The sequence below is a fragment of the Pseudomonas sp. FH4 genome, assembly GCF_000510915.2.
Taxonomy (GTDB): domain Bacteria; phylum Pseudomonadota; class Gammaproteobacteria; order Pseudomonadales; family Pseudomonadaceae; genus Aquipseudomonas; species Aquipseudomonas brenneri.
The window spans coordinates 16,398-43,027 of record NZ_AOHN01000015.1 but is presented as its reverse complement, the minus strand read 5'-3'; the positions used below and the strand labels follow the sequence as shown (position 1 = coordinate 43,027).

Here is a 26,630-nt window from a genome sequence, read left to right as displayed (position 1 = left end):
AATTTAACGGGGAGTTGGTGTCCGGTCTGGTAGGGGCAAGTCCAGGGCATGTATGCCCACATGTATGCCTAACTCACAGCACACCAACAAAACCTATATATAACAGCACCATACAGCCCCAGTTCAAATGACTGTGTACCACCAAGTACCGATCCATAGATGTCTACAGCAGTCTATGAATCACCTCAAGAAGCCCGCCTCGTGCGGGCTTTCTTGTTTCTGGCTATCTCTCCTTGCATCCCCCCTAAGCCCAAATGAAGCGATCCGAGATAAAACGCCCCCCCCTTTCCGATACTGAACTGACCGTCGCCTGCAGTCTGCGGGATCAGTGATCCACTAAAGCCAGATCAGTGTTTGTGCCGGTGATGTATATCGGGGAAATGAGCATGGCTATGCTGGATCGGTGCGTGCTCATGCGGATGACTATGCGGTTCAGTACCGTCCCACTCAAAGCTGTGCTCATGTTGGTGGTGCTCGTCGTGTGTATGGCGATGGCCGTGTTTGAGGGGATCATGCTGATGCTCGTGAGCATGATTTTCCATCAAGTGAATCCAGACACCGATGGCCATCAATGCAGCAGCAAGCAAGAACATCAGCGATACCGACTCGCCCAAGATTAGGATCGAGATGACCGCGCCGAGGAAGGGAGCAGTGGAAAAATATGCGCCGGTGCGCGCGCTTCCAAGCCCCCGGAGGGCAAGAACGAACAACACCAAACTCACGCCATACCCAAGAAACCCAAGCATCATGATTGGCCCTAACGTCGCCAAGGCTGGCAGTTGTGACCCAATGGCAAACGCCAAACAGCAATTGGCCACGCCCGCGACCAAGCCTTTGCTCCCCGCTATAAAAAGCGCATCGGAGGCAGAGACCTTGCGGGTCAGGTTATTGTCGATGGCCCAACAGAGGCAGGCGAAAGCCACGGCCAGCGGCCCAGTCCAATCGTGAGTCGTCGCCTGCCCTTGCGGCCACGACAGAACAATCCCACCCAAAACAATAGCGATCATGCCGATAACGATACGGCGATCTGCGTTCTCTTTGAACACGACCCACGCCAGCACTGCTGTGAGGACCGACTCAAGATTGAGCATCAGCGACGCCGTGGCTCCCGCCGTCCGAGTGAGACCGTACATGAGAGCCACGGGAGCAAGTACACCCCCAAAGACAATGGCGCCAATCAACCAGGGCCACTCTCCAGCAGGAAGCCCGGGCCGTTGCCAGCGTTGATCGCGAGCAAAACGAACAATGGCCAGGCCGAGCCCGCTACCCAGGTAGAGCAGTCCTGCCAACAGAATGGGCGGAGTATCCACACCCAATAGCTTGGCGAGCGGAGTACTGGCGCCAAACAACGCCGCAGCAGCTAATGCATAGAGGACACTCAAATTCATAATCGGTCGTCCTATCAGGCTCACTGCATACGGGAGAGCATCATAGCGTTGCTCTAGTAAGAAATATGTGAACGCCAGTCCCTTAACTGTCTGGGTTCTGGACAGGCTCTGTAGCTAGCGGGCGAGAAATATTCAGCAACGGATCATCCCGCACCTGAGAGCCAATGTTAGTCGACGTCATACTCCTGCAATCATCAAGTCCAGGTTCTGCACCGCCGCTCCAGCTGCGCCCTTCCCAAGATTGTCAAACACGGCAGCCAACAGAACCTGCCCCGCCTCATCATTTTCACACACCACCAAACGCAAACTGTCCGTCCCGTTAAGCGCCTGGGGATCAAGGTAGGTCAACGCTCTGGCCTCCTGCATCGACATCACCTGCACATGCTCGGTATCACGGTAGTGCTGCATAAGGCATGCATGCAACTGCACCGCGTTCACGCCCGGCGTCAACAACCGAAGTTGCAACGGTATGGTGAGTACGATCCCCTGCCGAAAAGCCCCATAGGCCGGCACAAACATCGGCCGCTGCGTCAAACCGCTTTGCTGCTGAATCTCAGGAACATGTTTGTGCGCCAGCCCCAGACCATAAACCTGATATGCGAGCGCTTGTGATGCGTACTCGCCCTCATGCTCTTGCACTCCGACGCGCCCTTTTCCGGAATATCCCGATACCGCATGAATGTTTACGGGGTAATCCCTGGGCAGCAACCCGGCCTCTAGCAATGGCCGCAGCAGCCCTATCGCTCCCGTGGGATAGCAACCTGGATTACTGACCCGCCGCGCCGTGGCGATTTGTTTGGCCTGCTGCGGACTCATCTGCGCAAAACCATAAGTCCAGTCTGGATCAGTGCGGTGTGCCGAACTCGCATCGATCACCCGAACGGCGGGGTTTTCGATGCTCATTACAGCGTCGCGCGCGGCTTGATCAGGCAAACAAAGAATCGCGATATCGCAGGCGTTGATCATTTCGGCGCGATGTTGCGGATCCTTGCGGTGTTCGGGGCTGAGTGTCATCAGGCGCAGATCACTGCGGTTGGATAGGCGTTGCTGAATTTGCAAACCGGTGGTGCCTTGGTCGCCATCAATAAATATAAGAGGACTTGCCATGGAATGCGCTCGGTATAGGAAATCAGGAGCTCCAATCTTCAGTGACGAGCTAAGATAGGAAAAGTTGAATTTCCAAACGATGAAGTTAAGTTTTTCTGAACAAGGAATGACGTATGCGCGAAATCAGCCTGGACCGACTGCGCACGTTGGTTGCCATTGCCGATCTGGGCTCGTTTGCCGAGGCGGCTCGGGCACTGCACCTCGCGCCACCTACGGTCAGTTTGCATATTGCCGACTTGGAGTCGCGGGTTGGCGGCAAGCTGTTATCGCGCACGCGTGGGCGTGTACAGCCCTCGGCGATTGGAGAAACATTGGTGGCCCGTGCGCGGCGCCTGTTGGCGGATGCGGAGCAGGCCCTTGAGGACGTGGAGCGTCAGGTACTAGGCTTGGCCGGGCGTGTGCGGCTGGGCGCCTCCACAGGGGCTATCGCACAGTTACTGCCACAAGCCCTAGAAACATTAGGCCAAAGACACCCCGCCATCGATGTGCAAGTTGCGGTGCTCACGTCGCAGGAAACACTGGGGAGACTTGTCGATGGCTCATTGGATATCGGTCTGGTCGCACTACCACAGACACCAGTGAAGCAATTGCGGATCGAGCCATGGCGGCGGGACCCGGTCATGGCTTTCCTGCCGGCTCGCTGGGAGTGCCCGGATATTGTGACCCCTGGCTGGCTGGCCGCTCAGCGATTAATTCTGAATGACAACACTACTCGACTCTCGCGCCTGACCTCAGACTGGTTCGCCAGCGAAGGACTGCTGCCCGTGCCACGCATTCAACTGAACTACAACGACGCGATCAAAAGCCTAGTGGCGGCCGGTTATGGTGCTACGTTGTTGCCGCATGAAGCCTCCACGCCATTGCCTGATACCCGGATCGTCATGCGACCATTACAGCCCTTACTATGGCGCCAACTGGGCATTGCTCACCGTGGCGGGGACGTCGAACGGCCTACACAACATGTGCTGGATGTGTTGTGGGGGTTGAGCGTGGACTAGGGGGATGTCGAAGTTCGACGCCTAGCCCCACCTGTATGGCTGAAAACTCTCGTATCTGTGACTGGGATTAGACCGGCCCTGACGGTTAAGCTGATATTTTTCGCATGCACGGAAGAGCGTATGGCTGCGATGTACCAAGGAAGCTGCTTATGCGCAGCCGTCAGTTACGAGCTATCTGCCACACCAAAAGCAGTGAGTCATTGTCATTGCAGCCAGTGTCGTAAAGCTCACGGGGCAGCATTCGCTTCGTACGGCAGCGTTCCCCGCAACGCGCTACGAATACTTGGCGGCGCCACTAGCATCAAAACCTATGCATCCTCAGAGACGGTGTTACGCGAATTCTGCGCGCACTGTGGTTCGACGTTGTTCTGGTCACGGTCTCAAGGCGAATTTGCCGACTGGGTTTCGATAGCACTGGGCACGCTTGACACGCCCTTCATGCCTGAAAAGCAAAAACACGTTCACATCGACTCTACAGCCCACTGGTACACGCCAGCCAAATTATGCCCCCAGGTCGGCTGAATACTTGTAGCGGTCATGAAGGGGTTATCCAGTGATGCCCCGGATGAAGCTTCAGCAAATGCTGCCTCAGCCACGCCACCTCCTCATCGGGCAGCGTAGGCAAGGTCTTGTGAAAATCCTCTTCATCCTTGGGCCGCACATGCTGGGCTTTGAACAAGAGGATCGCTGCGGGCCTTAAATATGGGATGCCTTCACGACTCAAATACAACATTTCTGCACGGGGAAACCGGATAGCCCCATCACGCTTGTAAACCCATACTTCAGGGCTTCCTGATTCAATCATCATGTCCACCCGCCAGGCTTGAGCAACGGGGTCGAAACACCACACCTGATGAATGTCTAGTCCCGGGATATGGCCCAAGGGGAGAAAAGTGAGCACTCCGCTCTTCGCGGTATACATATCAAGATCGCCAAGCGCGTGCCGGAATGCCGGGAAATCGTCTCGCAACATGGTGAACTCTATATCGTCATGCTCCCGCGTCTTTTCGCCGCGCCATAGATCAAGCGCCCACCCACCGACAACGCACCATGGAAGCGAGACAGCCTTCAGGCGAACAGCCAACTCGGCAGGCGTCCATGCACTCCATAGCTCTTGATCCGGCACCAAAGCCCTGTTCGCCATAATCTGATCTCCGATCGTTCTGAGTATTAGGCGACCCAATACAACGCATACTCGCCCTTTAGCAAACTGGGTGAGAAGTGGCAAAAGGGTGTCTACGACACCCGAGTCGATTCATACTCGTCACTCCACCCCCTCAGAAAAGGTGATGCGTGCCCTCCCAGTCTTCCAGGCCAAGGCCTGTGCCTTTCGAACTCCCCAGGACCATCACGCGATTTATCGGTGATGCCCTGTTGATTGCCGATGACGTCGGCGAGTCGCCCTGCGATGTCTTCAGTTTTACCCGGGGCAATGATCGTTTCTTTCTTAAAACCTGCGCAGCCATCTACGCGCCCACGACCTACAGCGTCTTGCGCGAAGCCCGTGTACTGCAATGGGTAGATGGACATCTGAGTGTGCCCGAGGTGGCGGTCATCGCGCAAAGCGCCGACGGCGAATTCATGATCACCCGTTGTGTACCGGGGGCACCGATCCAGGTGCGTATCGACGAGCCAGGCACCCTGTCGGCGCTGTTTCACGAGGCGCTGCGCCAGCTACAGAGTGTCCCCATCGCCGGCTGCCCCTTCGACTCAAGCGTGTCACAGCGCCTGAACGAGTTGGAATACCTGCTTGCGCATGACCTGTGCGCGCAAGAGCCCGAGCCGCACCCGTGGCCAGACCTGAACAGCCCCGAACAACTGCTGGCCCATCTGCACGCCGCGCGGCCGAAGGAAGACCCCGTGTTCAGCCATGGCGACCTGTGTGACACCAATGTGTTCGTCGACACTCAAGACCGCCTGCACTTCATCGACCTGGGCCGCGGAGGGATCGCCGATCGTTGGCTGGACATCGCGTTTGCACAACGCAACCTCCACGAAGATATTTCGGAGCAGTCGGCACAGGATTTTCTCGACCGACTGGGCGAACCTGATAAGCCGGCAAAGCGAGAGTTTTTCGAACAACTGGACGAGTTGTTCTAGCAACGCCCGCGAACCCTGAGGCTCGCGTGGCATGGCGACACCTCAAAAGTAAGTGGTAGCCCCGGCAAAAAACGCACGGCCCGGCACATAGAACGTCGTCGAACCATCACGTGCATCTTCATCCAGCAAGTTCTGCACACCGCCATTCAAGGTCAACCACTTGGTCACGGCCAGGTTCGCCGTCAGGTCGTAGGTGGTGTACGACTTGACGAAGTCATTACCTGCCCCACGCTGTTTGCCGACATGCTGCGCCGACAGTTCGGTGTTGAGTGAGTCGGTGACTTGCCAGTTGAGCGCACTGAAGGCTGACAGCTTGGGCGCGCTGATCAGGTCTTCGCCGGTGGACAGGTTTTTGCTCTCCAGCATGTAGGTGGCGTTGGTGCGCCAGTCCAGGGAGTCGCTCAGCGGGACGCGAACCGAACCTTCCCAGCCACGGGTCCGCGCTTCTTCGACGTTTTCCAGCATGGTCCACCAGCGGCCCTGGAACTGGCCCAGTGGCGCGTATTCGATCTTGTCTTCGAAGTCGGTGTGGAAGTAGGTCAGACTGGCCTCCCAGCCGTCACGGTCAAAGGACACGCCAATTTCCTTGTTGACGCTGGTTTCTGGCGACAAGTTCGGGTTACCGGCCATCCAGCAACTGCCGCTCACATAACCCAAAGGTTTCAACGAGCCACAACCGCGACCGCCGGATTCGGTGGCGGCACCGGCGCTGCCCTCTTTCAGGCTGGGCGCACGAAAGCCCTTGGACACACCGCCGCGTACGGTCCAGTCCGGATGCGGATGGTAGACCAGGTACGCCCGCGGGCTGTTGTGGTTGCCGTAGTCTTCACTGTGGTCAAAACGGTTGCCCAGGGTCAGGGCCAGGTTATCGAGCAAGTACAACTCATCTTCGATAAACGCCGCCGAGTAGTCACCCTTGAGTGACGAACCGGAGACCGCAACACCTTGATAGTCCACCGGCACCGTGCCCAGGGTGTCGCTGTTGGTCAGTTCTTCACGCTTCCACTGCCCGCCCACGGTCAGGCGCTGGTCAAGCAGGAGTTTGAACGGAATGTTCAGGCTGCCCTCGGCGATTTTCTCTTCGGCGCTGGATTTGCCCCAGTCGATGTCGTTCTTGAACTTGTTCAGGTACAGGTCCACTTTCGAGGTACCGAAACTCCAGTCCCCAGTGTGGGACACGGAATAGCTGTCGCGAATCAAACGGCCGGGGCCGAAGCCGGCACCCATGGTTTCGCCCCAGTCACCAAAGGTCTTTTTGCTCGACCAGGACCGTTCGACACCATGCACAGCCTCGAACGACAGGCTTTGCTCGTCATTGATTTTCCAGTCGAGCAAGGCGTTGACGCTGTGGTCCTTGGCGCCGCCAGCGCCGTCGCCGTACATGAACTCGCCATCCTTATCCAGGCGCGCCGTGACTTCATCGGCGGCGCGGCGGGTCAGGTTGGCGCCCAGGCGCAGGCCGACGGACTCGGTCAATGGCCCGGACAGGTTGAGGCTGGTCTGGGTGGTCTGGCCACGGTCGGAGTCTTCGGGAATCGTGGTGTTGACGTTGGCAGAACCGCTCCAGGTCCGCGAGACCTTGCGCGTGATGATGTTGATCACACCGCCCATGGCATCCGAGCCGTACAGCGAAGACATGGGGCCGCGCACGATCTCGATGCGCTCAATCATGTTCGGGGTGATCCAGTTCAGGTCCTGGCGTGCCAGGTCACGGCGATAGCTCAAGTCCCCCGAACCGCCCAGACGCTTGCCGTCCACCAGGACCAAGGTGTACTTGTCGTCCAGGCCACGCAGTTTGATTTTCGACTGTTCCCCCACCGGACCGAAGCCCCCCGTGACACCCGGCACACGCCGCAGCAGGGTATTGAGGTCGTACACCGGTTGGCGCTCGATTTCTTCACGGGTGATGACACTGACGCTGGCCGGCGCATCCCGCAGGTCCGTGGCCCCGCCGGTGGCGGTGACAAACGAGGTATCGAGTTCGGTGACGGCCTGTTTATCGACCTCGCCAATCTCTTGCGCTTGCAACGCCGGGGCGGCGTTCAGCACACCGAAGGCCATGAAAAGAGAACTGAACAGGTAGGGGGGATTCTTCATTGCAAACAGTCCTTGTTAAGCCAATATGCACCAAGACGGAGCACTAAAGGCTGCGGAGTGTAATGCAAATCCTTATCATTTAGAAAAGCATTTGTTACAATTCAGAAACAAATCCATACATTTAAAGCAGAATTATTTTCTTCTATTTGCCTTGAAATACTTAGAAAATCTCCAATTTAACGCTATTTGTCGACATCTAAATATTCACAAAAAAGCCAATCATTCACTTGATAATGAATCGCGTGACCCTCCCCGCACGGGATTTGTGCAAAATTGATTCTGTTAGCCATCAACTTTTGACGCTCCTGTCTCCCCGCTGTTAGTGTCCGCCCTCCTTCCCCGCAGATATCTGCCAGGTGCGATTTACCCGCAAAACCTCACCCCAGGGACAACAGATCATTCTCAAAATGAACGGAGTTCAGCGCGTGCTTTTCACCCTACGCTTGCAGCGTCTTACCAGCCTCTCGGTGATCGTCGCCGCCCTCAGCCTCAGTGCCTGCCACAGCGCCAGCACCCCAGGCTTGCCTCCTGCGCCGGAGCTGGGGTCGGGTTATCGCACCGACATGACCGTACGCCATGCCGAGCGCCATATGGCCGCTGCGGCCAACCCGCTGGCGGCCGAGGCCGGGCGGACCATCCTGCGCCAGGGTGGCTCGGCGATTGATGCGGCCATCGCCATGCAAGCGGTGCTGACGCTGGTGGAGCCGCAGTCTTCGGGGATCGGCGGTGGCGCCTTTATCATGCTGTGGGATGGCAAGCAGGTACGGGCCTATGACGGCCGTGAAACCGCACCGGCCGGTGCGACGGCCGACCTGCTGCTCAATGCCGACGGCACGCCGATGGCGTTTGCCCAGGCGCAGATTGGTGGTCGCTCGGTCGCCACGCCCGGTGTATTGCGCGCACTGAAAATGGCCCACGAACAGAGCGGTCGCCTGCCCTGGGCCCAGTTGTTCGAGCCGGCGATCCAGTTGTCCGAGCAAGGCTTTGCGATTTCCCCGCGCCTGCACAGCCTGCTCGCCGCCGACCGCTATATCAGCCAGTCGCCGGACATGGCGGCGTACTTTCTCAACGCCGACGGCAGCCCGAAAGCCACCGGCACCGTGCTGAAAAATCCGGCGCTGGCCAATGTACTCAAGCGTATTGCCAAAGAGGGCCCCGACGCGCTTTACCAAGGCCCGATCGCCGAGGAAATTGCACGCAAAGTCCAGGGCCACCGTAACGCTGGCAGCCTTGCACTGAGCGACCTCAAAGGCTACCGCGCCAAGGAGCGCGCACCGCTGTGTACCGACTACAAGCGTTGGCAGGTATGCGGCATGCCGCCGCCGTCGTCGGGCGGGGTTGCCATTGCGCAGATCCTCGGCACCTTGCAGGCCCTGGAAGCCCGTGACCCGCGCTGGGCCCTGGCACCGCTCAAACCCGTGAAGACCGCGACAGCTGCCGGCCTGGAACCTGCGCCCGAAGCGGTGCATCTGATTGCCGAGGCCGATCGCCTGGCCTACGCCGACCGTGCGCAATATGTCGCTGATGCAGACTTTGTCCCGGTACCGCTCGCGGGCCTCGTCGCCCCCGGTTACCTGGCCAGCCGCGCGGCATTGATCGGTGAGCGCAGCATGGGCGTGGCCAAGCCTGGCCAGCCGACCGGGGTTGAGGTGGCCTACGCACCGGATCGCTCGCCGCTGCGCATCTCTACCTCGCAAGTGGTGGCCGTGGATGACCAGGGCGGCGCGGTATCAATGACCACCACCATCGAGGCGGCATTCGGTTCCCATGTCATGGTCCAGGGTTTCCTGCTGAATAATCAGATGACGGACTTTTCCTTTATCCCCGAGGAAAACGGCCAGCCAGTGGCCAACCGTATCGAGCCGGGCAAACGCCCACGCTCATCCATGGCGCCGACCCTGGTCTTCGACCGCCAAAGTGGCGAACTGCTGGCCACAGTCGGCTCACCCGGTGGCTCGCAGATCATCGAGTACGTGAGCAAGTCCCTGGTGGGCATGCTGGACTGGAACCTCGACCCGCAAGCCGCCATCAGCCTGCCCAACTTCGGCAGCCGCAACGGCGCGACCGAATTGGAGCGAGGGCTGTTCAGCGCACAGTTGAAAGCGGCACTCAAGGATCGGGGGCACGCCTTGAGCGAGATCGACATGACCAGCGGCACCCAGGCCATCGTGCGGGTGCGGGATGCCCAGGGCAAGGCAACGTGGAGTGGTGGCGCGGATCCACGGCGTGAGGGTGAGGCGCTGGGGGACTGACTCAGGATTACCACCATCGCCGGCAAGCCGGCGATGGTGATTGAGGCTTAGCGGCTGATCTTCAAGCCCTTGCGCAACCCATGCCGCTCCAGCGCCAGTTCGATCAGGCGGCTGACCAGTTCGCTGTAGCTCATCCCCGCCGCCTGCCACAACTTGGGGTACATGCTGATGCGGGTAAAACCGGGCAATGAGTTGACCTCATTGATCAAGACTTCACCGTCCTCGCAAAGAAACACATCGACCCGTGCCAGGCCCGCGCAGCCCAGCACTTCAAAGGCCTCAACGGCCAGGGCGCGAATGCGCTCGCTGTCTTCGACACGGATATCGGCAGGCACCAGCACTTGCGCAGCCTGGTCGTCGATGTATTTGCTGTCGTAGGAATAGAAGCCGTCACGCACCACGATCTCGCCACAGCCGCTGGCGATGGGACGCTCGTTGCCCAGCACTGCGCATTCGATTTCCCGGCCTTTGACGGCAGACTCCACCAACACTTTTTCATCGAAGCCCAGGGCCAGTTCAATGGCGGCCAGATACTCGGTTTCGTCAGCCACCTTGCTCACGCCCACTGAGGAGCCTTGGTTGGCCGGTTTGACAAACAGTGGCAAACCCAGCTTTTGCCGCGCCTGGTCGAAGGTGGTGCGTGCCGCATTGCCACGGTTGAGGGTGATAAAGGGCGCCACGGCAATACCGGCGTCGCGCAGCAGGCGTTTGCTGATGTCCTTGTCCATGCACACCGCCGAACCCAGCACGTCGGAACCCACGAACGGCAAGTCCGCCATGCGCAGCAAACCTTGCAGGCAACCGTCTTCGCCGAGGGTGCCGTGGACGATGGGGAAGATCACATCGACGTGCTCCAGCAGACTCTGGCCCGAGGTTTCCACCAGTTGCTGGCTGGCCTTGCCCGGCACCACCGCCAATTCGCGGTTGGACTGGTTGAGAGCGATCAGCGCCGGGTTTTCCTGGTTGAGCAGGAAGTTAGAGGTGTCGTTCAGGTGCCAATGGCCGGCCTTGTCGATACCGATCAACACCGGCTCAAAACGCGTGCGGTCAAGGGCGTCGACGATGTTGCGTGCCGACTGCAACGACACCTCATGCTCGGCCGAACGCCCACCAAAAATAATACCTACCCGCAACTGACTCATGACCCGGCCTCACTGTAAAAGTAAGGTTTATTACCATGAGCCGTCAGCCATTAGCCACCTTTGCAACCACGCACAATCGTACAAGACCCCGGCAGACAGCCGCCCCAGACTCAGTTAACGTAACTCCATCCGACATCTTTCGAAAAACATCCCATGGGCAAACTCACCGCGAACATCGACTGGCTGCACCGGGCGCCCCATGCCAGCGGCCTGGAGCGGATCGAGGCGTATTTTTCCGGGTTTGGCTTCGACCCTCATCGCCACGATACCTACGCCATTGGCCACACCCTGTTCGGCGTGCAGAGCTTTCATTATCGCGGCAGCCAGACCCACAGCCTGCCGGGCACGACCATGGTGATCCATCCGGACGAAGTCCACGACGGCTGGGCCGGCAGTGAGGAAGGCTTCAAGTACCGGATGATTTATGTGGAGCCGGCGCTGATCCAGCAGATTCTCGGCGGCAAGCCGTTGCCGTTTATCCACAATGGGCTGTCCAACGACCCATGGCTGCACCGGGCCTGTCAGGCCTTTGTGCAGCAACTCGACTGCCCGCTGGACCCGATGCAGGAGCAGGACGCGCTGTTCGACCTGGCCCATGCGCTGAACAATGCCTCGGGCATCAGCGTCTGTCGCAAGACCTTTGATTACCAGGCCGCCGAACGCGCCCGTGAGTTTATCCACAGCGCCTTGGGGCGCAGCATCACCCTGGATGAAATGGCCGCGCACTGCGGGCGGGATCGCTGGGCCCTGTCGCGGGATTTCCGCCTGCTGTTCGGCACCAGTCCCTATCGCTACCTGACCATGCGCCGCCTGGATCTTGTGCGCAATTTACTGGGTCAGGGCCAGTCATTGGTGGATGCCGCGCTGATCGCCGGCTTCACCGACCAGAGTCACATGACCCGGCAGTTTCGCAGCACCTTCGGCATCCCGCCGTCGCGCTGGGTGAAGATGCTCGGCCGCTAAACGGTAGGAGCGAGCTTGCTCGCGAAGAACCTGAGAACGCTGTGTTTATCCAGGATAAACGCGGTGCATTTGAGTTTTTCGCGAGCAAGCTCGCTCCTACAGAAATGCTGAGCCGCCTCCAGAGCCTCATTGGTGGATGCCGCGCTGATCGCCGGCTTCACCGACCAGAGCCACATGACCCGGCAGTTTCGCAGCACCTTCGGCATCCCGCCGTCGCGCTGGGTGAAGATGCTCGGCCGCTAAACGGTAGGAGCGAGCTTGCTCGCGAAGAACCTGAGAACACCGTGTTTATCCAGGATAAACGCAGTGCATTTGAGTTCTTCGCGAGCAAGCTCGCTCCTACAGAAATGCTGAGCCTCGCCCCTGGCATTGGCGCAAGCGCAATGGTAGGCGGCGCTTGAATCCTGCCGCCCGAATGTGAGAAGAAGAACCCCTGCGCTACTGCCATCGCGAGGTTTCCAGGGATGAACCTGACATTGACGCCCCCACAGTGGGATGACGTGAACGAGCTGCTGGCGTTCGAGCTGGCCAATCGGACGTTTTTCGAAAGTTGGATCAATGCCCGGCCCGAGGCGTACTACAGCGTCGAAGGGGTACAACGTGCCATCGAGAGCGCACTGCTGGAGGCCAGCGAAGACCGCGCCTACCAGTACCTGATCCGAGAAAACGGCGTGCTGGTCGGGCGGATCAACTTTACCCAGGTGCGGCGCCGCTACTATCACTCGGCCTCCCTGGGTTATCGCATGGGCGCCGAGTTCACCGGGCGCGGCCTGGCCCGGCAAGCCGTGGCGCTGGGCCTGGAGAAAGCCTTTGGCGAGCACGCCCTCAAGCGCATCGAGGCCACCGTGCGCCCAGAGAACCCCGGCTCGCTGCGGGTGTTGCAGCGCAGCGGCTTTACCCAGTATGGCCATTCACGCAAGGCGTTCCTGCTCGACGGGCAGTGGTTCGATCTGTTGCTCTTTGAGATCCACGCCCCCTGACGCTCTTACCTTTGACCTTGCCGGCCTTGAGTCAGGTGTCTAGGTGGACAACTGATTGGCAAACTGACCAACCGCACTCACCACTTTCTGCGCGCCGTCCTGAATCTCGACAATCACCGTGCCCGCTTCTGCCGCCAGGGACAGGCCCTGCTCGGCCTGCAGCCGGCCATCGGTCATCAGCGCCACGGCATCGCGGGCCATGTCCTGGTTCTGGCGCACGACGCCAACGATTTCCTCAGTGGCTTTGCTGGTCCGCGACGCCAACTGGCGTACTTCATCGGCCACCACGGCAAACCCCCGCCCCTGTTCGCCGGCACGGGCCGCTTCAATGGCGGCGTTCAGCGCCAGCAGGTTGGTCTGCTCGGCAATCCCGCTGATGGTCTTGACGATACTGCCAATCACCTGGGACTGCGCATTGAGTGCCTCGATGCCCTCGCCGGCCTGCTCCATGTGCTTGGCCAGGTCGCGCATCACTTCCACCGCCTGGGTGACCACAGCGGTACCGCGCTGGGCGCTGCTGTCGGTGTGCAATGAGGTGCTGTAGGCAATGTTGGCGGCCTCGGCCACCGCACGTTCCTGATTGACCTGATCGGTGATCACCGTGGCGAACTTGACCACTTTGTACAGCCGCTCGTTGGCATCCAACACCGGGTTATAAGACGCCTCCAGCCAGACCTCGCGGCCATGGGCGTCGATGCGCTTGAAGCGCCCGGCGACAAATTCCCCACTGTTCAAACGCTTCCAGAACGCCTGGTACTCAGCACTGTTGTAATCCTGCGGCTCACAGAACATGCGGTGATGTTTACCCTGGATCTGCGCCAGGTTGTAACCCATGCCTTGCAGGAAACGGTCGTTGGCGGCAAGCACATTGCCATTGAGGTCGAACTCGATCACGGCGGTGGAACGCACCAATGCGGCGATCAGGTTTTCGTGCTCGCGGGAGGCTTCGATGGTGCGGGTCAAGTCGCTGGAGTACACCGAGAAACGCTTGATGCGTCCATCCGCGCCACGCACCGGCTGCACGATGGAACGCAACCACGCCTCCTTGCCGTTGCCACGCAGCAAGCGCACGGTGCCGGCAAAGTGCTCGCCACGACTCAGGGCGTTGTTGAAACGTTGCTGGAACTCATCGCGCCTCACATGCTCCGGTACAAACTGATGAATAGCGTGCCCCAGCAAGTCGCCGGACCGGTAGACCATTTCGTCGAGGAAGTTCTGGTTGACCGCCTCGATACGGCCCTCGGGGTCTAGGCTCAAAGCCAGCATCTCGCTCTCCAGGCTTTCCTTGACCTGCTGCAGGCTGGACAGTTCTTCGCGAAGAGCCGACAGCTCCTGCTTCAAGCGGGTATTGAACATGGGCGGCACCGGAGAGCTGATAGTTAGTGGATTGTCTAACCATCGGCGCTGCTGGCGTTTTCTGAAGAGTACTTGAGCCCCAGGCTCAACTATTTTTTCAGCCCCTCAACTGCCGTTGTTACGGCACAAGCCCATGACCTGATACTCAAGGGTCTTGATAGTGCCGCTGGAGTCTTCATAGGTCATGCGCGAAGGCACGACCTTACAGGCACGAATCGGCGGCGTGACGCTGACCACCTTGGCGATATCCAGCTTCATGCCATATTCGTAAGCCAGCACCTGGGGCGCCGGCTTGCCCTGCGCGGTTGCGTACCGGCTCATGGCTTGCTGGTTCTGCTGCATCAATTGAGCAATCTCGCGATCGCCGCCGACTTCAGCCATTGCCCCCATGGAAAGCGAAAAAACCATCACGCCCAAAGCCAAGGTTAAACGTTTCATAAGAGTGCCTCTCGTCTGATTTCATCGTTGAAAGTTCAGAGCCGAGAGTAACTAACGCACCCTGTCAGAAGGGTCACGAGCAGATTACGTATCCGTCAGGTTCTATATAACTGGCAAAATTGTAATGTGTGTGACACCTCTGCGTTATCTCGCGTTTGCAACTATAAGCCGGGCCTCCTGGGTTTCGGGCGCCCATCCAATAAGAACGCCCCAGGCGACTAAAAAAGCTAATAGCTGCCAACACCGAGGAGCGATACATGCGCACTAAGCACACACTTTCTCTTTCCATCATCGCCGCACTGGCTGGCGCTACGCCGCTGGCGAGCATGGCGGTGGAAGACAAGCCCGAAGGGTTTATCGAGGGCAGTACGTTGAACGTGCTGGCCCGCAATTTTTACTTCAACCGTGATGACCGCAAGGGCCAGTCCAGCCCGACCGGCAACGGCTACTCGGAAGCCTGGGCCCAGGGCCTGATCGGCAAATTCGAGTCCGGCTTCACCCAGGGCACCGTGGGGTTTGGCCTGGATGCCTTTGCCATGTACGGCCTCAAGCTCGATTCCGGCACGGGGCGCAGCGGCGGCAAGGGCTCCTTCGGCATGTTGCCGGTAGACAGCGACAACCGCCCCGAAGACGACTACAGCAAACTCGGCGGCGCGGTGAAAATGCGCCTGTTCGATACCGTGGTCAGGGTCGGTGATGTGTTCCCGAAAACCCCGGTGGTGCACTACGGTGACTCACGCCTGCTACCGGAAAGCTTTCGCGGTGTCACCGTGGAAAATACCAGCCTAGAGGGCTTGAGCCTGCAAGGCGGACGCTTGCATGCCATGAGCCAGCCCACCAACAGCAGCATGCGTGACGGCTTCGCGACGTTTTATGCCGGCAATGTGAATTCGCCGTGGGTCGGTTACTTCGGGGGCGACTATCAACTGAACCCAAACGTGAGCCTCAGCCTTTACAGCAGCCGCTTGAAGGACGCCTGGGATCAGTACTATTTCGGTACGGCGGCCACTTATCCACTGACAGAAGAGGTGTCGGTGTTTGGCGGCTTCAATTACTACAACGCCCAGGATGAAGGCAAAAAACTGCTGGGCGAACTCAACAACAATATCTGGAGTGCCAAGCTTGGGGTGAAGGTCGGCGCGCACCAACTGGCCCTGTCGCACCAGCGCAACAACGGCAACAATGACTTCGATTACCTGCGTCAGTCGGACTCGATTTTCCTCGACAACTCGATCCAGTACAGCGACTTCAACTCGCCCAAGGAGCGCTCCTGGGCCCTGCGTTATGACCTGGACATGCAGACCCTGGGCATCCCGGGCCTGTCGTTCATGACCCGTTATGGCAAGGGCACGGGCGCCGACTACAGCAACGCCAACTCGGTGTATATGCGCCGCGACGCCTTGGGTGACCCGCTCACCGACCAACGCCGCTGGGAGCGCGATATCGAGGCCAAGTACGTGTTCCAGGGCGGTACGTTGAAAGATCTGTCCGTACGCATTCGCCAGGCGACGGTGCGCTCAAGTGCCTTTGAGTCGGACCTGGAAGAATTCCGGCTGATCATGGAATATCCGCTGGCCATCCTCTGATCACACTCAACGGCAAGTGCTTACATTCACTTGCCGTTGACTAGCACTTCTTCACAATTTGCAGCCTGTCAGAACTGTAATATGCGCCTCACGTTCTCGTTAAGTTGAACTTTATATACTGCCTGCATCGACCGGCCGAGGCGATTTCCTGCAACTAACGGCAAAGGTCCTTTGCGGAGAAAGTTTATGAAGCCACTGCATATTTTATTCACCGTTTTACTCAGCACAGCCTCCACCGCGGCACTGGCCGACGACGGCAGTGATCGTTCACGCCAGTTCCTGGCCGAGTTTCGCCAGCAACAGCAACAGATCCATGGCAGCGAAGCCGTGGCCGAGCAAACGCCAGCGCCCTCGGATACACCGGCCCCAGAGGCCATCTGAGCGGCGCACACCGAGCACATTCATCTCTTGAAGCTTTTTTTGTGGAGCTCCTTTGGAAGGAGATGAATTTTTAGCGCCCTTACGGGCGCTTTTTTTTGCCCGCTCGATGCAATCACCTCCCGCCCCTGGCGACTAATTGTCGCACTGGCGCCCAAACAGCGCGATTGCTCGGGATGCGCCTTGACCCTGAAGTAGCTTCAAGGCTCAGAATTTTCCTACATTCAGGACTACAGCCCTTCTCCCGCGTAGCTCCATTCTCCTATTCGCTTATCAGTAAGAGGTCAATCTGCATGCGTATCCTTGTGGTTGAGGACGAGCCAAAAACTGCCGACTACTTGCATCAAGGCTTGAGTGAAAGCGGCTATGTCGTCGATCGTGCCGCCAGCGGCGTCGACGGTCTGCACCTGGCCGGGCAGCACCATTACGAATTGGTGATCCTTGATGTCAACCTGCCTGGCAAGGACGGCTGGCAAGTGCTGGAGCAACTGCGCCGCGACACCACCTTGCGCGTCATGATGCTCACCGCCCGCGGCCGCCTGGCCGACAAGATCAAGGGCCTGGACATGGGCGCCGATGATTACCTGGTCAAACCCTTCGAGTTTCCCGAGTTGCTGGCCCGGGTGCGCACGTTGCTGCGGCGCAGTGAACCCATCGCGTTACCGGAAGTTTTCCGCGTCTCGGACCTGGAGCTGGACCCGCGTCGCCACCGTGCGTACCGGGGCACGCGACGCATTGACCTGACCACCAAGGAGTTCGCGCTGTTGCAGGTTTTGATGCGCCAGAGCGGTGAAGTGCTGACCCGCACGCAGATTATCTCGCTGGTCTGGGACATGAACTTCGACTGCGACACCAATGTGGTGGAGGTGTCGATCAGCCGGCTGCGGGCCAAGGTCGATGACCAGAGCGAGGTCAAATTGATCCACACCATTCGTGGCGTGGGTTACGTACTGGAAGAACGCCCATGAGAACCGGCAGCTTATCCATGCGCCTGGGGCTCACCGTCAGCCTGATGGGCGCAGGCCTGGTGGTGCTGCTGGCGACCCTGGCGTACCTGGCCCTCACCCATGAGCTGGAAAACCTCGCGCGCAAGGGCCTGGAAAGCAAGATGGAACAGATCCAACACAGCCTGCTCCAGGACCTCAACCCCCGAGACATCAGTGCTCGCCCCCATTCTTTGCTGGACCTGGTGATGGGCCACGACAATTTCTACCTGAGTATTATCGGCCCCGCGCCCGCCGACACCGTGCTGCTGAGTGTTGGTGCAAAGCCTCAGGAACCGTTGTTGCTCAACTTTGCAGCGCGCGAACAGTTGAGTTTTCTCAATTGGATCGATGGGCACGGCAATCAGATCCTCAGCGCGTCGAGCCGGATGCGCTTGAGCAGCGGGGATAATGTGCGGGTGCTGCTGTCCCTGAACCGCTCCGACGATCAAGCGTTACTCAGTGCCTACCTACGCTCCACGGTGATCGCACTGCCGCTGCTGTTGATTCTGATCGGCATGGGCGCCTGGTGGCTGGTGCAGCGCGGGCTGGCACCGTTGCAGCAATTCAGCCGCGTCGCCGGCAAAGTCACGACCCAGGACCTGACCCATCGCCTGACCGTCGAGAACCTGCCCAGGGAGCTCAGTGAACTGGCCCAGGGCATCAACTTCATGCTCGATCGCCTGGATGCCGGTGTGCAGCAGTTGTCGCAATTCTCCGACGACCTGGCCCATGAACTGCGTGCGCCCCTGACCAACCTGATGGGCAAGGCCCAGGTCACACTGTCCCGTGCCCGGGCGCCTGAGGACTACAAGTCGGCGCTGGAATCGAGCACCGAAGAGCTGGACCGCCTGGCGCGGATCGTCGCCGACATGCTGTTTCTCGCCCAGGTCAGCCATCCGGCGGCGCGGGCTTCGTTTGAAGCCGTGAGCCTGGCCGATGAAGCCCACCGCGTCATGGAACTGTTTGCCCTGAGTGCCGAAGACAAACAGTTGACCTTGAGCCTGTCCGGCGATGCCTGTGTCCAGGGTGACCGGCTGATGATCCAACGGGCCATTTCCAACCTGCTGTCCAACGCCATTCGCCACAGCCCGGACGGTTCGTGCATTTCGCTGCTGATCGAACCTCACGCCAAGGGGGCCTCGCTGTCGGTGAGCAACCCTGGCGTGGGGATTGAGGCGCAACACCTGCCCCACCTGTTCGAACGTTTCTACCGTGCCGACAACAGCCGCGCCCGCACCGAAGGTGGCACCGGGTTGGGACTGGCAATCGTGCGTTCGATCATGACCTTGCACCAGGGGCAGGCTGATGTCAGTAGCGTGCCGGACGGCATTACCTTGTTCAGGTTGATATTTCCCCACGGGCTTGCCCGCGAATAACGTTGCAGTGTTCTCCCGGCCACCATCCCCAGCCTACACGGGCTCCTCGTCGCGGCGATGAGCCCACTGATACAACGCTGGCAGCACCAGCAACGTCAGCAGCGTCGAAGAAATAATCCCGCCAATCACCACCGTCGCCAGCGGCCGTTGCACTTCGGCGCCGGTGCCGGTGGCAAGGGCCATGGGGATAAAGCCCAGGGAGGCGACCAACGCCGTCATCAACACCGGACGCAAGCGCGTCAGCGCCCCTTCGTTGATCGCCACCGACAACGAGCGCCCTTCCTCACGCAGGTTGCGGATGAAGGCAATCATCACCAGGCCGTTCAGTACCGCCACCCCCGACAGTGCAATGAACCCCACCCCAGCGGATATCGACAACGGTATATCGCGCAACCACAACGCCATGATCCCACCGGTCAACGCGAAGGGGATCCCGGTGAATACCAGCAGCCCGTCCTTGAGGTTGTTGAACATCATGAACAGCAACCCGAACACCAGCAGCAATGCCACCGGCACCACCACCCGCAGGCGTTCGGACGCCTCCTTGAGTTGCTCGAACTGGCCACCCCAGGTGGTCCAGTAGCCGGCGGGGATCTTCACCTGCTGCGCCAGCGCACTTTCCGCTTCTGCGACAAACGAGCCGATATCCCGCCCGCGCACGTTGGCGCTGACGATCACCAGGCGCTTACCGTTTTCGCGGCTGATCTGGTTCGGGCCCAGGACCAGGTCCAGGCTGGCGACTTGCGACAAGGCAATAAAACCCAGTTGGCCCGAGGTGTTGCCGGCCAGCGCCGGGATCGGGATCAATAGCCGCGACAAGCCTTCGATATCGGTACGCAGGGTTTCCGATAAACGCACCACCATGTCGAAACGCCGATCACCTTCGTACAGCATGCCGGCCTTGCGCCCGCCCACGGCGACGGCGATGGTGTCTTGCACATCGCCCACATTCAGGCCAAACCGCGCCGCCTTGTCACGGTCGATATTGATGGTCAGCACTGGCAGGCCAGAAGTCTGTTCCACCTTCACTTCCGAAGCGCCATTGAGCTTCTGCAAGGTCTCGGCAATCTCCCCGGCGGTCTTGTTCAGAACGTCCCGATCATCGCCAAACACCTTCACCGCCACATCACTGCGCACCCCGGAAATAAGCTCGTTGAAGCGCAGCTGGATCGGTTGCGACAGCTCGTACTGACTGCCCGGCACAATCGCACTGGCCCGCTGGATCTCGGCGATCAGGGTTTCACGGGACTTCTTCGGATCGGGCCATTGATCCTTGGGCTTGAGCATCAGGTAGCTGTCGGAAATATTCGGTGGCATCGGGTCGGAGGCGATTTCCGCGGTGCCGGTCCGGGCAAATACCCGCTGGATCTCCGGCACCTGGGCCATCAAGGTTTTTTCCAGTTGCTGTTGCATCTGTACCGACTGCGTCAGGCTGGTGCCCGGCACACGCATGGCTTGCTGGGCAAAGTCACCTTCGCTGAGGCTGGGGATAAACTCGCTGCCCATGCGGCTGGCCACGGCGCCAGACACCACAATGGTCAACAGCGCCAGGCCGAACGCCCAGCTACGGTGAGCCATCACCCAATCCAGCACCGGCGCATAGCCCCGGCGTGCAGTGCGCATTACCCAGTTCTCTTCCTCCTTGACCTTGCCGGTGACGAACAGCGCAATGGCCGCCGGGACGAAGGTCACCGACAGAATCATCGCGCCGAGCAATGCCACCACCACGGTGAAGGCCATCGGGTGGAACATCTTCCCGGCCACCCCGGTCAGGGCAAAGATCGGCAGGTACACCACCATGATGATCAACTGCCCGAAGATCAGCGCACGACGCGCTTCCTTGGCGGCGGCGAATACTTCGTGCAGGCGCTCACTGCGCGTCAGCAGGCGGCCATGGCGTTGCTGCGCATGGGCCAGGCGACGGATGGCGTTCTCCACGATCACCACCGCGCCATCGACGATAATCCCGAAATCCAGCGCGCCAAGGCTCATCAGGTTGGCGCTGACTTTGTTGGTGAACATCCCGGTAAAGGTGAACAGCATCGCCAGCGGGATCACCATCGCGGTGATCAGCGCCGCGCGGATATTGCCCAGGAACAGGAACAGAATCACGATCACCAGCAGCGCACCTTCGAAGAGGTTTTTCTTCACGGTGGCGATGGCTTTTTCTACCAGGTTGGTGCGGTCGTAAACCGTGACCGCCACCACGCCTTCAGGCAGGGAGCGGTTGATCTCTTCGAGCTTTTTCGCCACGGCCTGGGACACGGTGCGGCTGTTTTCGCCGATCAACATGAACACTGTGCCGAGCACCACTTCGCGGCCATTTTCGGTGGCCGCGCCGGTGCGCAACTCACGGCCGATATCGACCTGAGCCACATTGCGCACGCGGATCGGCGTACCGTCGACAGTGTTGATGACGATATTGGCAATGTCGTCGATGGACGCCACTTGCCCCGGCGCACGGATCAGCAACTGTTCGCCACTGCGCTCGATATAACCGGCACCGACGTTGGCGTTGTTACGCTCAAGCGCCGTCACCAGGTCGTTCAAGGTCAGGTTGTAGGCCGCCAGGCGCTTGGGGTCCGGGGCGACCTGATATTCCTTGGCGAAACCACCAATGGTATTGATCTCGGCCACGCCGGGCACGTTGCGCAACTGCGGCTTGATGATCCAGTCCTGGATCACCCGCAGGTCCGTTGGCGTATAGGCCGAGCCATCTTCCTTGCGTGCGCCGTCTTCAGCTTCCACGGTCCACAGGAAAATTTCCCCAAGGCCCGTGGAAATCGGCCCCATCGCCGTTTCAATACCGTCCGGCAACTGCTCGCGGGCCACCTGCAAGCGTTCGTTGACCAGTTGCCGGGCGAAGAACAGGTCGGTGCCGTCCTTGAAGATCACCGTGACCTGGGACAGCCCCGAACGCGACAGCGAACGGGTCTGCTGCAAGCCTGGCAAGCCGGCCATCGCGGTTTCAATGGGAAAGGTGATGCGCTGTTCGGTTTCCAGCGGTGAAAAACCGGCCGCCGCCGAGTTGATCTGCACCTGGACGTTAGTGATATCCGGCACTGCGTCGATGGGCAGTTTCTGGTAGCTGGCGATGCCGACACCGGCCATCAACAACACCGCCAGCAGCACGATGATGCGCTGCTCGATGGCAAATTGAATCAGACGTTCAAACATGGGGAATCACTCGCAGGATCAATGGGCGTGCTCGGCCGAAGCCTTGCCCAGCTCGGACTTGAGGACGAAGCTGCCAACGGTCGCCACCTGTGCACCGGCCTCCAGGCCCTGGCGCACTTCGACAAAGCCGTTTTCACTGACACCCAGCTCAACGTGGCGGGTGATGAAGCCTTCGGCGGTGCGCACAAACAGCGACGGTTTGTCTTCTACGGTCTGGATCGCCTCCACCGGCACGGTGACTGCCGCCGAGTAAGTATCCGTGGCCACTTGCACCGCCACGAACAACCCGGGGCGCCAGGAGTCGTCGGGGTTGGCCACGCTGACCCGCACCGTTGCGGTACGCGTCTGCTCACCCAGCAAGTTGCCGACATAGGCCACGGTGCCCATCACGTCGGTGCCCATTTCCGTGGAGCTGACCTTCACCGGTTTGCCGACCTGGACCTTGTTCAGATCCTTGGGGAACACACCAAACGTGACCCACACCTGGGACAGGTCCGACAAGGTAAAGGCGGCGCTGGTCTCACTCACCACCTCGCCGACGCCCAGGTGTTTTTCCACGACCACGCCCGCAAACGGCGCACGCAATTCATAGCGATTGCCGCCGGCCAGGACCGCGCTGCCACTCAGGGCGTTCATCTTTTGCCGCGCGTTGTTCAGGGCGATCTCGGCTTCTTGCAGGGTCTGGCGCGCCAGCAGGTAATCCTGCTCGGCAGAGATCTTGTCCTGCCATAACTGGCGCTCGCGCTGGAAGGTGGTTCGGGCCAGTTCGACCCGGCGCTCGCTGGCCGCCAACTCACTGCGCTGATCAGAAATCTGCTGGCTGGCGATCACCGCCAACAGCTCACCCTGCTTCACCTTCTGCCCGAGGTTGACCTTGACCGATTCCACCACGCCCGCCGCACGCGGCACGATGTGGGAGGTGCGGTCCTCATCGAATCGCACCTCGCCCGGCAACGACAGCAACGTGCTGATTTGCCGGGGCTGAGCCTTGGCCAGTTGAATACCGGCGGCCTGGATCTGCTGCTCATTGAGCACCAGCGCGCCCTCTTCCTCTTCCTCCGCCGGCGCTTCGACGCTCGCTGCCGGTGCCGGTGCCGGTGCCGAAGGTGCAACGCTGGTAGCCGGCCAAAACACCATCGCCCCAAGGGCAATGGCCACTGCGACGGCCAGAGCCAGGCCTTGTTGTTTGTTCATGGGGAACTCCTGAAAGATCAAATGCGGGCGAGGTCGCCGTAAATCCGTTCGATGCGCACCCAGGCGTCAGTGGCCTGGGCGAGTGCGGCGAGGTATTGGGTGCGGGCTGCGATCAAGGTGCGCTGGGCGTCGAGCACATCGAGGAAGTTGAACTTGCCCATCTCAAAGCCACGGGTGGCGCTGTCCACCGCACTTTGGGCGGCGGGCAGGATCACTTGGTTGAAGGCCCGCACTTCACTGTTGGCGGTCGACCACAGGTCCAGGGCCTGGCGGGTTTCGGTGCGCAGGCGCAGTTCGGTGGCGTTGCGCAGGTCGCGCGCCTGGTCGGCACGGCGGCTGGCGGCCAGTACATTGCCCTGGTTGCGGTTGAACAGCGGGATCGGCATCGACACACCTACCAGGTTGACGCGCTCGCGGACGCTGGCGTCGTACTGGCTGCCGATGGACACGTCGAGGTCGGGAATCCGCTGGGCCTTTTCCAGGCCCAGGCCGGCTTCACGCTGCTGGATTTGCAGTTCAGCCAGACGCAGTTCGGCGGTGTTTTCCAGGCGCGCCAGCAGCTGTGTGCTGGACGGCAATGCCGGAATGGCTGAAGCGCCAGCCTCGACGCGCTGGAAATCGGTATTGGCGTTGCCGGTGATCGCCGCCAGTCGGCGATAGGCATCGGTCACGCCGATCTCGGCACGGCTGCGTTCCAGGCGGATTTCCGAGAGCTGTACCTGCGCGCGGGTGGCTTCGACCGGCGACGACTTGCCCGCCGTGACTCGGCCATTGGCAACCACCAGCCCGCGCTCGGCCAGCGCGACTGAACGCTGGGCCAGCTCCAGGCGTTCCTGGGCCCGCAGGGCGCCATAAAAGCCATCGATGACCTCGGCCCGCAACAGGTTGCGGCGCTGCTCCAGCTCCTGGGCGGCCGCATCTTGTGCCCGCGAAGCCACATCAATCCGCGCCCCACGCTTGCCACCCAGCTCCAGGGTCTGGGTCAGCTTGAGGGTGGTGGTGCGGGTGCTGCGGCGGGTATCTTCGGCGTCCCAGGAGGCCACCGGGTTGGGGATCAGCCCGGCCTGCTGCCGACCGCCCTGGGCGATGTCGATTTCCCATTGCGCGGCGGCCAGGTCCGGGTTGTCGGCAAAGGCACTTTGCAGGGCCGATTCGAGGGTCAGGGTATTGGCGCTGGCCACTTGGACCATCGCCAATACCCCCATGAAGGAGCACACAATTGTTCTTAAAAACGTTGGCATAGCAAGCGTTCCACACCCATGAGTTGGCGGATAAATCCAAGCACGGGCAATGTAACTTTCGCCACTTATCAGAGGGGTGGCCAGAACATTACAAATCCGTTAGAAAAGGCTCTGGCACGGGCTTTTGCTTTAACCTTCGCGGCAACACGCTGATACTTTCCCTGCCCCGAGGCACGCTCGACATGCGAATCCTGGTTATCGAAGATGAACTGAAAACTGCCGATTACTTGCATCAGGGACTGAGCGAAAGTGGCTATGTGGTGGACTGCGCGGCCAGCGGTGCCGACGGCTTGCACCTGTCCAGGCAACACACCTATGAACTGGTGATTCTGGATGTGAACCTGCCACTGATGGACGGTTGGGATGTGCTGCAGCGGATCCGCCAGACCAGCAACACCCGCATCATGATGTTGACTGCCCAAGGGCGCCTGGCCGACAAGATCAAGGGCCTGGAACTGGGCGCCGATGACTACCTGGTCAAGCCTTTCGAGTTTCCCGAACTGCTGGCCAGGGTCCGCACCCTGATGCGCCGCAGTGTCGAGGCCGCCGTGCCGGACGTACTGCGGGTGGGCGACCTGGAACTGGACCAGGGCCGCCACCGGGCCTTTCGCGGCAACCAGCGCATTGACCTGACTACCAAGGAGTTTGCGTTGCTGCACTTGCTGATGCGCCAGAGCGGCGTGGTGCTGTCGCGCACGCAAATCATCTCGTTTGTGTGGGACATGAACTTCGATTGCGACACCAACGTGGTCGAGGTCTCGATCCGCCGCCTGCGCGCGAAGATCGATGACCCGTTCGAGCGCAAGTTGATCCACACCTTGCGCGGGGTTGGTTATGTGTTGGAAGACCGCGAATAGCGGTCAGTGCGCGATCGGTTCCTGATGAAAACCCTCGCCTTCGATCTGGAGGGTGACGTGGGAAATATCGAATTGTTCATGCAGCAACTCTGTCACCTGGGCCAGGATCTGTTGTTCGCTGCCCAGTGCCGGGTCCGCTACCAGATGGGTGCTCAGCACGTTTTTACCGCTGGTCAGGGCCCAGACATGCAGGTCGTGCACCTCCTTGACCCCAGGCACAGCGCAGATGGCCTGCTCCACTGCGTCGATATCAATACCGTCCGGCACACCTTGCAGCAGCACGTTCATGCTTTCCTTGAGCAGCGTCCAGGTTCTTGGCAGGACCCAGAAACCAATCGCTGCGGCTACCACCGAGTCGACCCAGGCCCAGCCGGTGAACATGATCACCACCGCCGCCAGGATCACCCCGATGGAACCGAGCATATCGCTCCAGACTTCCAGGTAGGCACCCTTGACGTTCAGGCTTTCATCGCTGGCGGCGCTGAGCAGGCGCATGGAAATCAGGTTGACGATCAGCCCCAGCACGGCAATCACCAGCATGCCGGTGGACTGGATTTCGGCCGGTGCCTGCAAGCGCTGGTAAGCCTCATAGAGGATGTAGAACGCCACCACGAACAACAACAGCGCATTGAACGCCGCCGCCAGGATCTCGAAACGGGCATAACCAAAAGTGCGTTTGCGGTCAGCGGCGCGCTTGGCGACCTGGATCGCCACCAGGGAGATGGCCAGGGCCAGGGTGTCGGTCATCATGTGCGCGGCGTCGGACAACAGCGCCAGGCTGCCGGTGACAAAGGCGCCGATCACTTCGGCAATCATGAAGCTGCCGGTCAGCCCCAGGGCCAGCCATAACTTGCGTTCGTGGCCTGCGCGTACGGTGCCGTGGTTATGTCCTGCGCTCATGGAATGTCCTCAAGGGGGGGATGTGCGCTGATCATAGAGCGATAAATGGAAACCTTCGGTATGGATTTCATTATTGTCATGCTGCGGCCATCAGGGTGTTAGCCAAGCAAGACA

22 protein-coding genes and 1 pseudogene are annotated in these 26,630 nt (G+C 60.0%); 12 read left to right on the top strand and 11 right to left on the bottom strand.

Features of this window, described 5'->3' with window-relative positions; all coding sequences use genetic code 11:
• Positions 1-347: 347 nt before the first annotated feature.
• Both H097_RS11285 and argC read right to left on the bottom strand, forming a co-directional pair.
• On the bottom strand, positions 348-1,388 hold the full coding sequence (locus H097_RS11285; protein ID WP_032859902.1) for a DMT family transporter: 1,041 nt from the start codon (positions 1,386-1,388) through the stop codon (positions 348-350).
• Positions 1,389-1,565: 177 nt separating this feature from the next.
• Positions 1,566-2,495, bottom strand: coding sequence for an N-acetyl-gamma-glutamyl-phosphate reductase (gene argC / locus H097_RS11280; RefSeq protein ID WP_032859901.1), 930 nt, complete (start codon positions 2,493-2,495; stop codon positions 1,566-1,568).
• A 113-nt stretch (positions 2,496-2,608) separates the two neighbouring features.
• Here argC and H097_RS11275 point away from each other — a divergent pair, with 113 nt between their 5' ends.
• Entirely contained in the window at positions 2,609-3,493 is an 885-nt protein-coding gene (locus H097_RS11275; RefSeq protein WP_032859900.1) for a LysR family transcriptional regulator, read from the top strand.
• 120 nt (positions 3,494-3,613) lie between these two features.
• The gene (locus H097_RS27680) at positions 3,614-4,015 is read left to right on the top strand and encodes a GFA family protein (RefSeq protein ID WP_082445565.1); all 402 of its coding nucleotides are present in this window, start codon (positions 3,614-3,616) and stop codon (positions 4,013-4,015) included.
• Between the two features lie 13 nt (positions 4,016-4,028).
• Here the strand turns inward: H097_RS27680 and H097_RS11270 are convergent, their stop codons facing one another.
• Entirely contained in the window at positions 4,029-4,637 is a 609-nt protein-coding gene (locus H097_RS11270; RefSeq protein ID WP_032859899.1) for an amino acid transporter, read from the bottom strand.
• Positions 4,638-4,816: 179 nt separating this feature from the next.
• Here H097_RS11270 and H097_RS11265 point away from each other — a divergent pair, with 179 nt between their 5' ends.
• Positions 4,817-5,593: an APH(3') family aminoglycoside O-phosphotransferase gene (locus H097_RS11265; RefSeq protein WP_032859898.1), complete on the top strand. Its 777-nt coding sequence runs from the start codon at positions 4,817-4,819 to the stop codon at positions 5,591-5,593.
• 42 nt (positions 5,594-5,635) lie between these two features.
• Here H097_RS11265 and H097_RS11260 read toward each other — a convergent pair whose 3' ends face one another.
• On the bottom strand, positions 5,636-7,690 hold the full coding sequence (locus tag H097_RS11260; protein WP_032859897.1) for a TonB-dependent receptor: 2,055 nt from the start codon (positions 7,688-7,690) through the stop codon (positions 5,636-5,638).
• Between the two features lie 407 nt (positions 7,691-8,097).
• Between H097_RS11260 and ggt the strand changes: the two genes are divergently transcribed.
• Positions 8,098-9,942, top strand: coding sequence for a gamma-glutamyltransferase (gene ggt, locus H097_RS11255; protein ID WP_032859896.1), 1,845 nt, complete (start codon positions 8,098-8,100; stop codon positions 9,940-9,942).
• Between the two features lie 47 nt (positions 9,943-9,989).
• Here the strand turns inward: ggt and ddlA are convergent, their stop codons facing one another.
• Positions 9,990-11,084: a D-alanine--D-alanine ligase gene (gene ddlA, locus H097_RS11250; protein ID WP_032859895.1), complete on the bottom strand. Its 1,095-nt coding sequence runs from the start codon at positions 11,082-11,084 to the stop codon at positions 9,990-9,992.
• A 153-nt stretch (positions 11,085-11,237) separates the two neighbouring features.
• On the opposite strand from ddlA, the gene H097_RS11245 reads away from it, so the two are divergent.
• The 3 genes and pseudogenes from H097_RS11245 to H097_RS11240 all read left to right on the top strand — a co-directional run bounded on the left by H097_RS11245 (position 11,238) and on the right by H097_RS11240 (position 13,027).
• Complete coding sequence (locus H097_RS11245; RefSeq protein WP_032859894.1) at positions 11,238-12,047, top strand: AraC family transcriptional regulator; 810 nt, start codon at positions 11,238-11,240, stop codon at positions 12,045-12,047.
• A 126-nt stretch (positions 12,048-12,173) separates the two neighbouring features.
• A pseudogene (locus H097_RS28175) lies at positions 12,174-12,290 on the top strand (AraC family transcriptional regulator); the annotation flags it as partial.
• A 221-nt stretch (positions 12,291-12,511) separates the two neighbouring features.
• Positions 12,512-13,027: a GNAT family N-acetyltransferase gene (locus H097_RS11240; protein WP_032859893.1), complete on the top strand. Its 516-nt coding sequence runs from the start codon at positions 12,512-12,514 to the stop codon at positions 13,025-13,027.
• Between the two features lie 39 nt (positions 13,028-13,066).
• Here H097_RS11240 and H097_RS11235 read toward each other — a convergent pair whose 3' ends face one another.
• Together H097_RS11235 and H097_RS11230 are read right to left on the bottom strand one after the other, a co-directional pair.
• Positions 13,067-14,383, bottom strand: a complete 1,317-nt coding sequence (locus tag H097_RS11235) for a PAS domain-containing methyl-accepting chemotaxis protein (RefSeq protein ID WP_032859892.1) — start codon at positions 14,381-14,383, stop codon at positions 13,067-13,069.
• A gap of 105 nt (positions 14,384-14,488) precedes the next feature.
• Positions 14,489-14,821, bottom strand: a complete 333-nt coding sequence (locus H097_RS11230) for a DUF2790 domain-containing protein (RefSeq protein WP_032859890.1) — start codon at positions 14,819-14,821, stop codon at positions 14,489-14,491.
• Between the two features lie 257 nt (positions 14,822-15,078).
• Here H097_RS11230 and H097_RS11225 point away from each other — a divergent pair, with 257 nt between their 5' ends.
• The 4 genes from H097_RS11225 (at position 15,079) to H097_RS11210 (ending at position 19,147) form a co-directional block, all read left to right on the top strand.
• A complete protein-coding gene (locus tag H097_RS11225; RefSeq protein ID WP_032859888.1) occupies positions 15,079-16,407 on the top strand; it encodes an OprD family porin in 1,329 nt (442 codons plus the stop codon).
• Between the two features lie 186 nt (positions 16,408-16,593).
• On the top strand, positions 16,594-16,788 hold the full coding sequence (locus tag H097_RS11220; protein WP_032859886.1) for a hypothetical protein: 195 nt from the start codon (positions 16,594-16,596) through the stop codon (positions 16,786-16,788).
• A 290-nt stretch (positions 16,789-17,078) separates the two neighbouring features.
• Complete coding sequence (locus tag H097_RS11215; RefSeq protein ID WP_032859884.1) at positions 17,079-17,753, top strand: heavy metal response regulator transcription factor; 675 nt, start codon at positions 17,079-17,081, stop codon at positions 17,751-17,753.
• Positions 17,750-19,147 carry a heavy metal sensor histidine kinase gene (locus H097_RS11210; protein WP_032859882.1) on the top strand — a complete coding sequence of 466 codons (1,398 nt, stop codon included), beginning with the start codon at positions 17,750-17,752 and terminating at the stop codon, positions 19,145-19,147. Before H097_RS11215 ends, H097_RS11210 begins: the two co-directional genes overlap by 4 nt.
• 33 nt (positions 19,148-19,180) lie before the next feature.
• Here H097_RS11210 and H097_RS11205 read toward each other — a convergent pair whose 3' ends face one another.
• Genes H097_RS11205 through H097_RS11195 form a run of 3 tightly spaced genes read right to left on the bottom strand, consistent with a single transcriptional unit; the run spans position 19,181 to position 24,759 of the window.
• Positions 19,181-22,324, bottom strand: a complete 3,144-nt coding sequence (locus tag H097_RS11205; protein ID WP_032859880.1) for a CusA/CzcA family heavy metal efflux RND transporter — start codon at positions 22,322-22,324, stop codon at positions 19,181-19,183.
• An 18-nt stretch (positions 22,325-22,342) separates the two neighbouring features.
• On the bottom strand, positions 22,343-23,518 hold the full coding sequence (locus H097_RS11200) for an efflux RND transporter periplasmic adaptor subunit (RefSeq protein ID WP_032859879.1): 1,176 nt from the start codon (positions 23,516-23,518) through the stop codon (positions 22,343-22,345).
• Positions 23,519-23,535: 17 nt separating this feature from the next.
• Positions 23,536-24,759, bottom strand: coding sequence for a TolC family protein (locus H097_RS11195; protein WP_032859877.1), 1,224 nt, complete (start codon positions 24,757-24,759; stop codon positions 23,536-23,538).
• A gap of 182 nt (positions 24,760-24,941) precedes the next feature.
• On the opposite strand from H097_RS11195, the gene H097_RS11190 reads away from it, so the two are divergent.
• Positions 24,942-25,616 (top strand): heavy metal response regulator transcription factor, encoded by a 675-nt coding sequence (locus tag H097_RS11190; protein ID WP_032859875.1) that lies wholly within the window; start codon positions 24,942-24,944, stop codon positions 25,614-25,616.
• A gap of 3 nt (positions 25,617-25,619) precedes the next feature.
• Here the strand turns inward: H097_RS11190 and H097_RS11185 are convergent, their stop codons facing one another.
• Complete coding sequence (locus H097_RS11185; protein ID WP_032859874.1) at positions 25,620-26,516, bottom strand: cation diffusion facilitator family transporter; 897 nt, start codon at positions 26,514-26,516, stop codon at positions 25,620-25,622.
• Positions 26,517-26,630: the final 114 nt, after the last annotated feature.

What these genes read in the sequence shown, in the direction of transcription:
- H097_RS11285 (WP_032859902.1), bottom strand. Translation starts at nt 1,388, where the DNA reads ATGAATTTGAGTGTCCTCTATGCATTAGCTGCTGCGGCGTTGTTTGGC.
- argC (WP_032859901.1), bottom strand. Translation starts at nt 2,495, where the DNA reads ATGGCAAGTCCTCTTATATTTATTGATGGCGACCAAGGCACCACCGGT.
- H097_RS11275 (WP_032859900.1), top strand. Translation starts at nt 2,609, where the DNA reads ATGCGCGAAATCAGCCTGGACCGACTGCGCACGTTGGTTGCCATTGCC.
- H097_RS27680 (WP_082445565.1), top strand. Translation starts at nt 3,614, where the DNA reads ATGGCTGCGATGTACCAAGGAAGCTGCTTATGCGCAGCCGTCAGTTAC.
- H097_RS11270 (WP_032859899.1), bottom strand. Translation starts at nt 4,637, where the DNA reads ATGGCGAACAGGGCTTTGGTGCCGGATCAAGAGCTATGGAGTGCATGG.
- H097_RS11260 (WP_032859897.1), bottom strand. Translation starts at nt 7,690, where the DNA reads ATGAAGAATCCCCCCTACCTGTTCAGTTCTCTTTTCATGGCCTTCGGT.
- ggt (WP_032859896.1), top strand. Translation starts at nt 8,098, where the DNA reads ATGAACGGAGTTCAGCGCGTGCTTTTCACCCTACGCTTGCAGCGTCTT.
- ddlA (WP_032859895.1), bottom strand. Translation starts at nt 11,084, where the DNA reads ATGAGTCAGTTGCGGGTAGGTATTATTTTTGGTGGGCGTTCGGCCGAG.
- H097_RS11245 (WP_032859894.1), top strand. Translation starts at nt 11,238, where the DNA reads ATGGGCAAACTCACCGCGAACATCGACTGGCTGCACCGGGCGCCCCAT.
- H097_RS11240 (WP_032859893.1), top strand. Translation starts at nt 12,512, where the DNA reads ATGAACCTGACATTGACGCCCCCACAGTGGGATGACGTGAACGAGCTG.
- H097_RS11235 (WP_032859892.1), bottom strand. Translation starts at nt 14,383, where the DNA reads ATGTTCAATACCCGCTTGAAGCAGGAGCTGTCGGCTCTTCGCGAAGAA.
- H097_RS11230 (WP_032859890.1), bottom strand. Translation starts at nt 14,821, where the DNA reads ATGAAACGTTTAACCTTGGCTTTGGGCGTGATGGTTTTTTCGCTTTCC.
- H097_RS11225 (WP_032859888.1), top strand. Translation starts at nt 15,079, where the DNA reads ATGCGCACTAAGCACACACTTTCTCTTTCCATCATCGCCGCACTGGCT.
- H097_RS11220 (WP_032859886.1), top strand. Translation starts at nt 16,594, where the DNA reads ATGAAGCCACTGCATATTTTATTCACCGTTTTACTCAGCACAGCCTCC.
- H097_RS11215 (WP_032859884.1), top strand. Translation starts at nt 17,079, where the DNA reads ATGCGTATCCTTGTGGTTGAGGACGAGCCAAAAACTGCCGACTACTTG.
- H097_RS11210 (WP_032859882.1), top strand. Translation starts at nt 17,750, where the DNA reads ATGAGAACCGGCAGCTTATCCATGCGCCTGGGGCTCACCGTCAGCCTG.
- H097_RS11205 (WP_032859880.1), bottom strand. Translation starts at nt 22,324, where the DNA reads ATGTTTGAACGTCTGATTCAATTTGCCATCGAGCAGCGCATCATCGTG.
- H097_RS11200 (WP_032859879.1), bottom strand. Translation starts at nt 23,518, where the DNA reads ATGAACAAACAACAAGGCCTGGCTCTGGCCGTCGCAGTGGCCATTGCC.
- H097_RS11195 (WP_032859877.1), bottom strand. Translation starts at nt 24,759, where the DNA reads ATGCCAACGTTTTTAAGAACAATTGTGTGCTCCTTCATGGGGGTATTG.
- H097_RS11190 (WP_032859875.1), top strand. Translation starts at nt 24,942, where the DNA reads ATGCGAATCCTGGTTATCGAAGATGAACTGAAAACTGCCGATTACTTG.
- H097_RS11185 (WP_032859874.1), bottom strand. Translation starts at nt 26,516, where the DNA reads ATGAGCGCAGGACATAACCACGGCACCGTACGCGCAGGCCACGAACGC.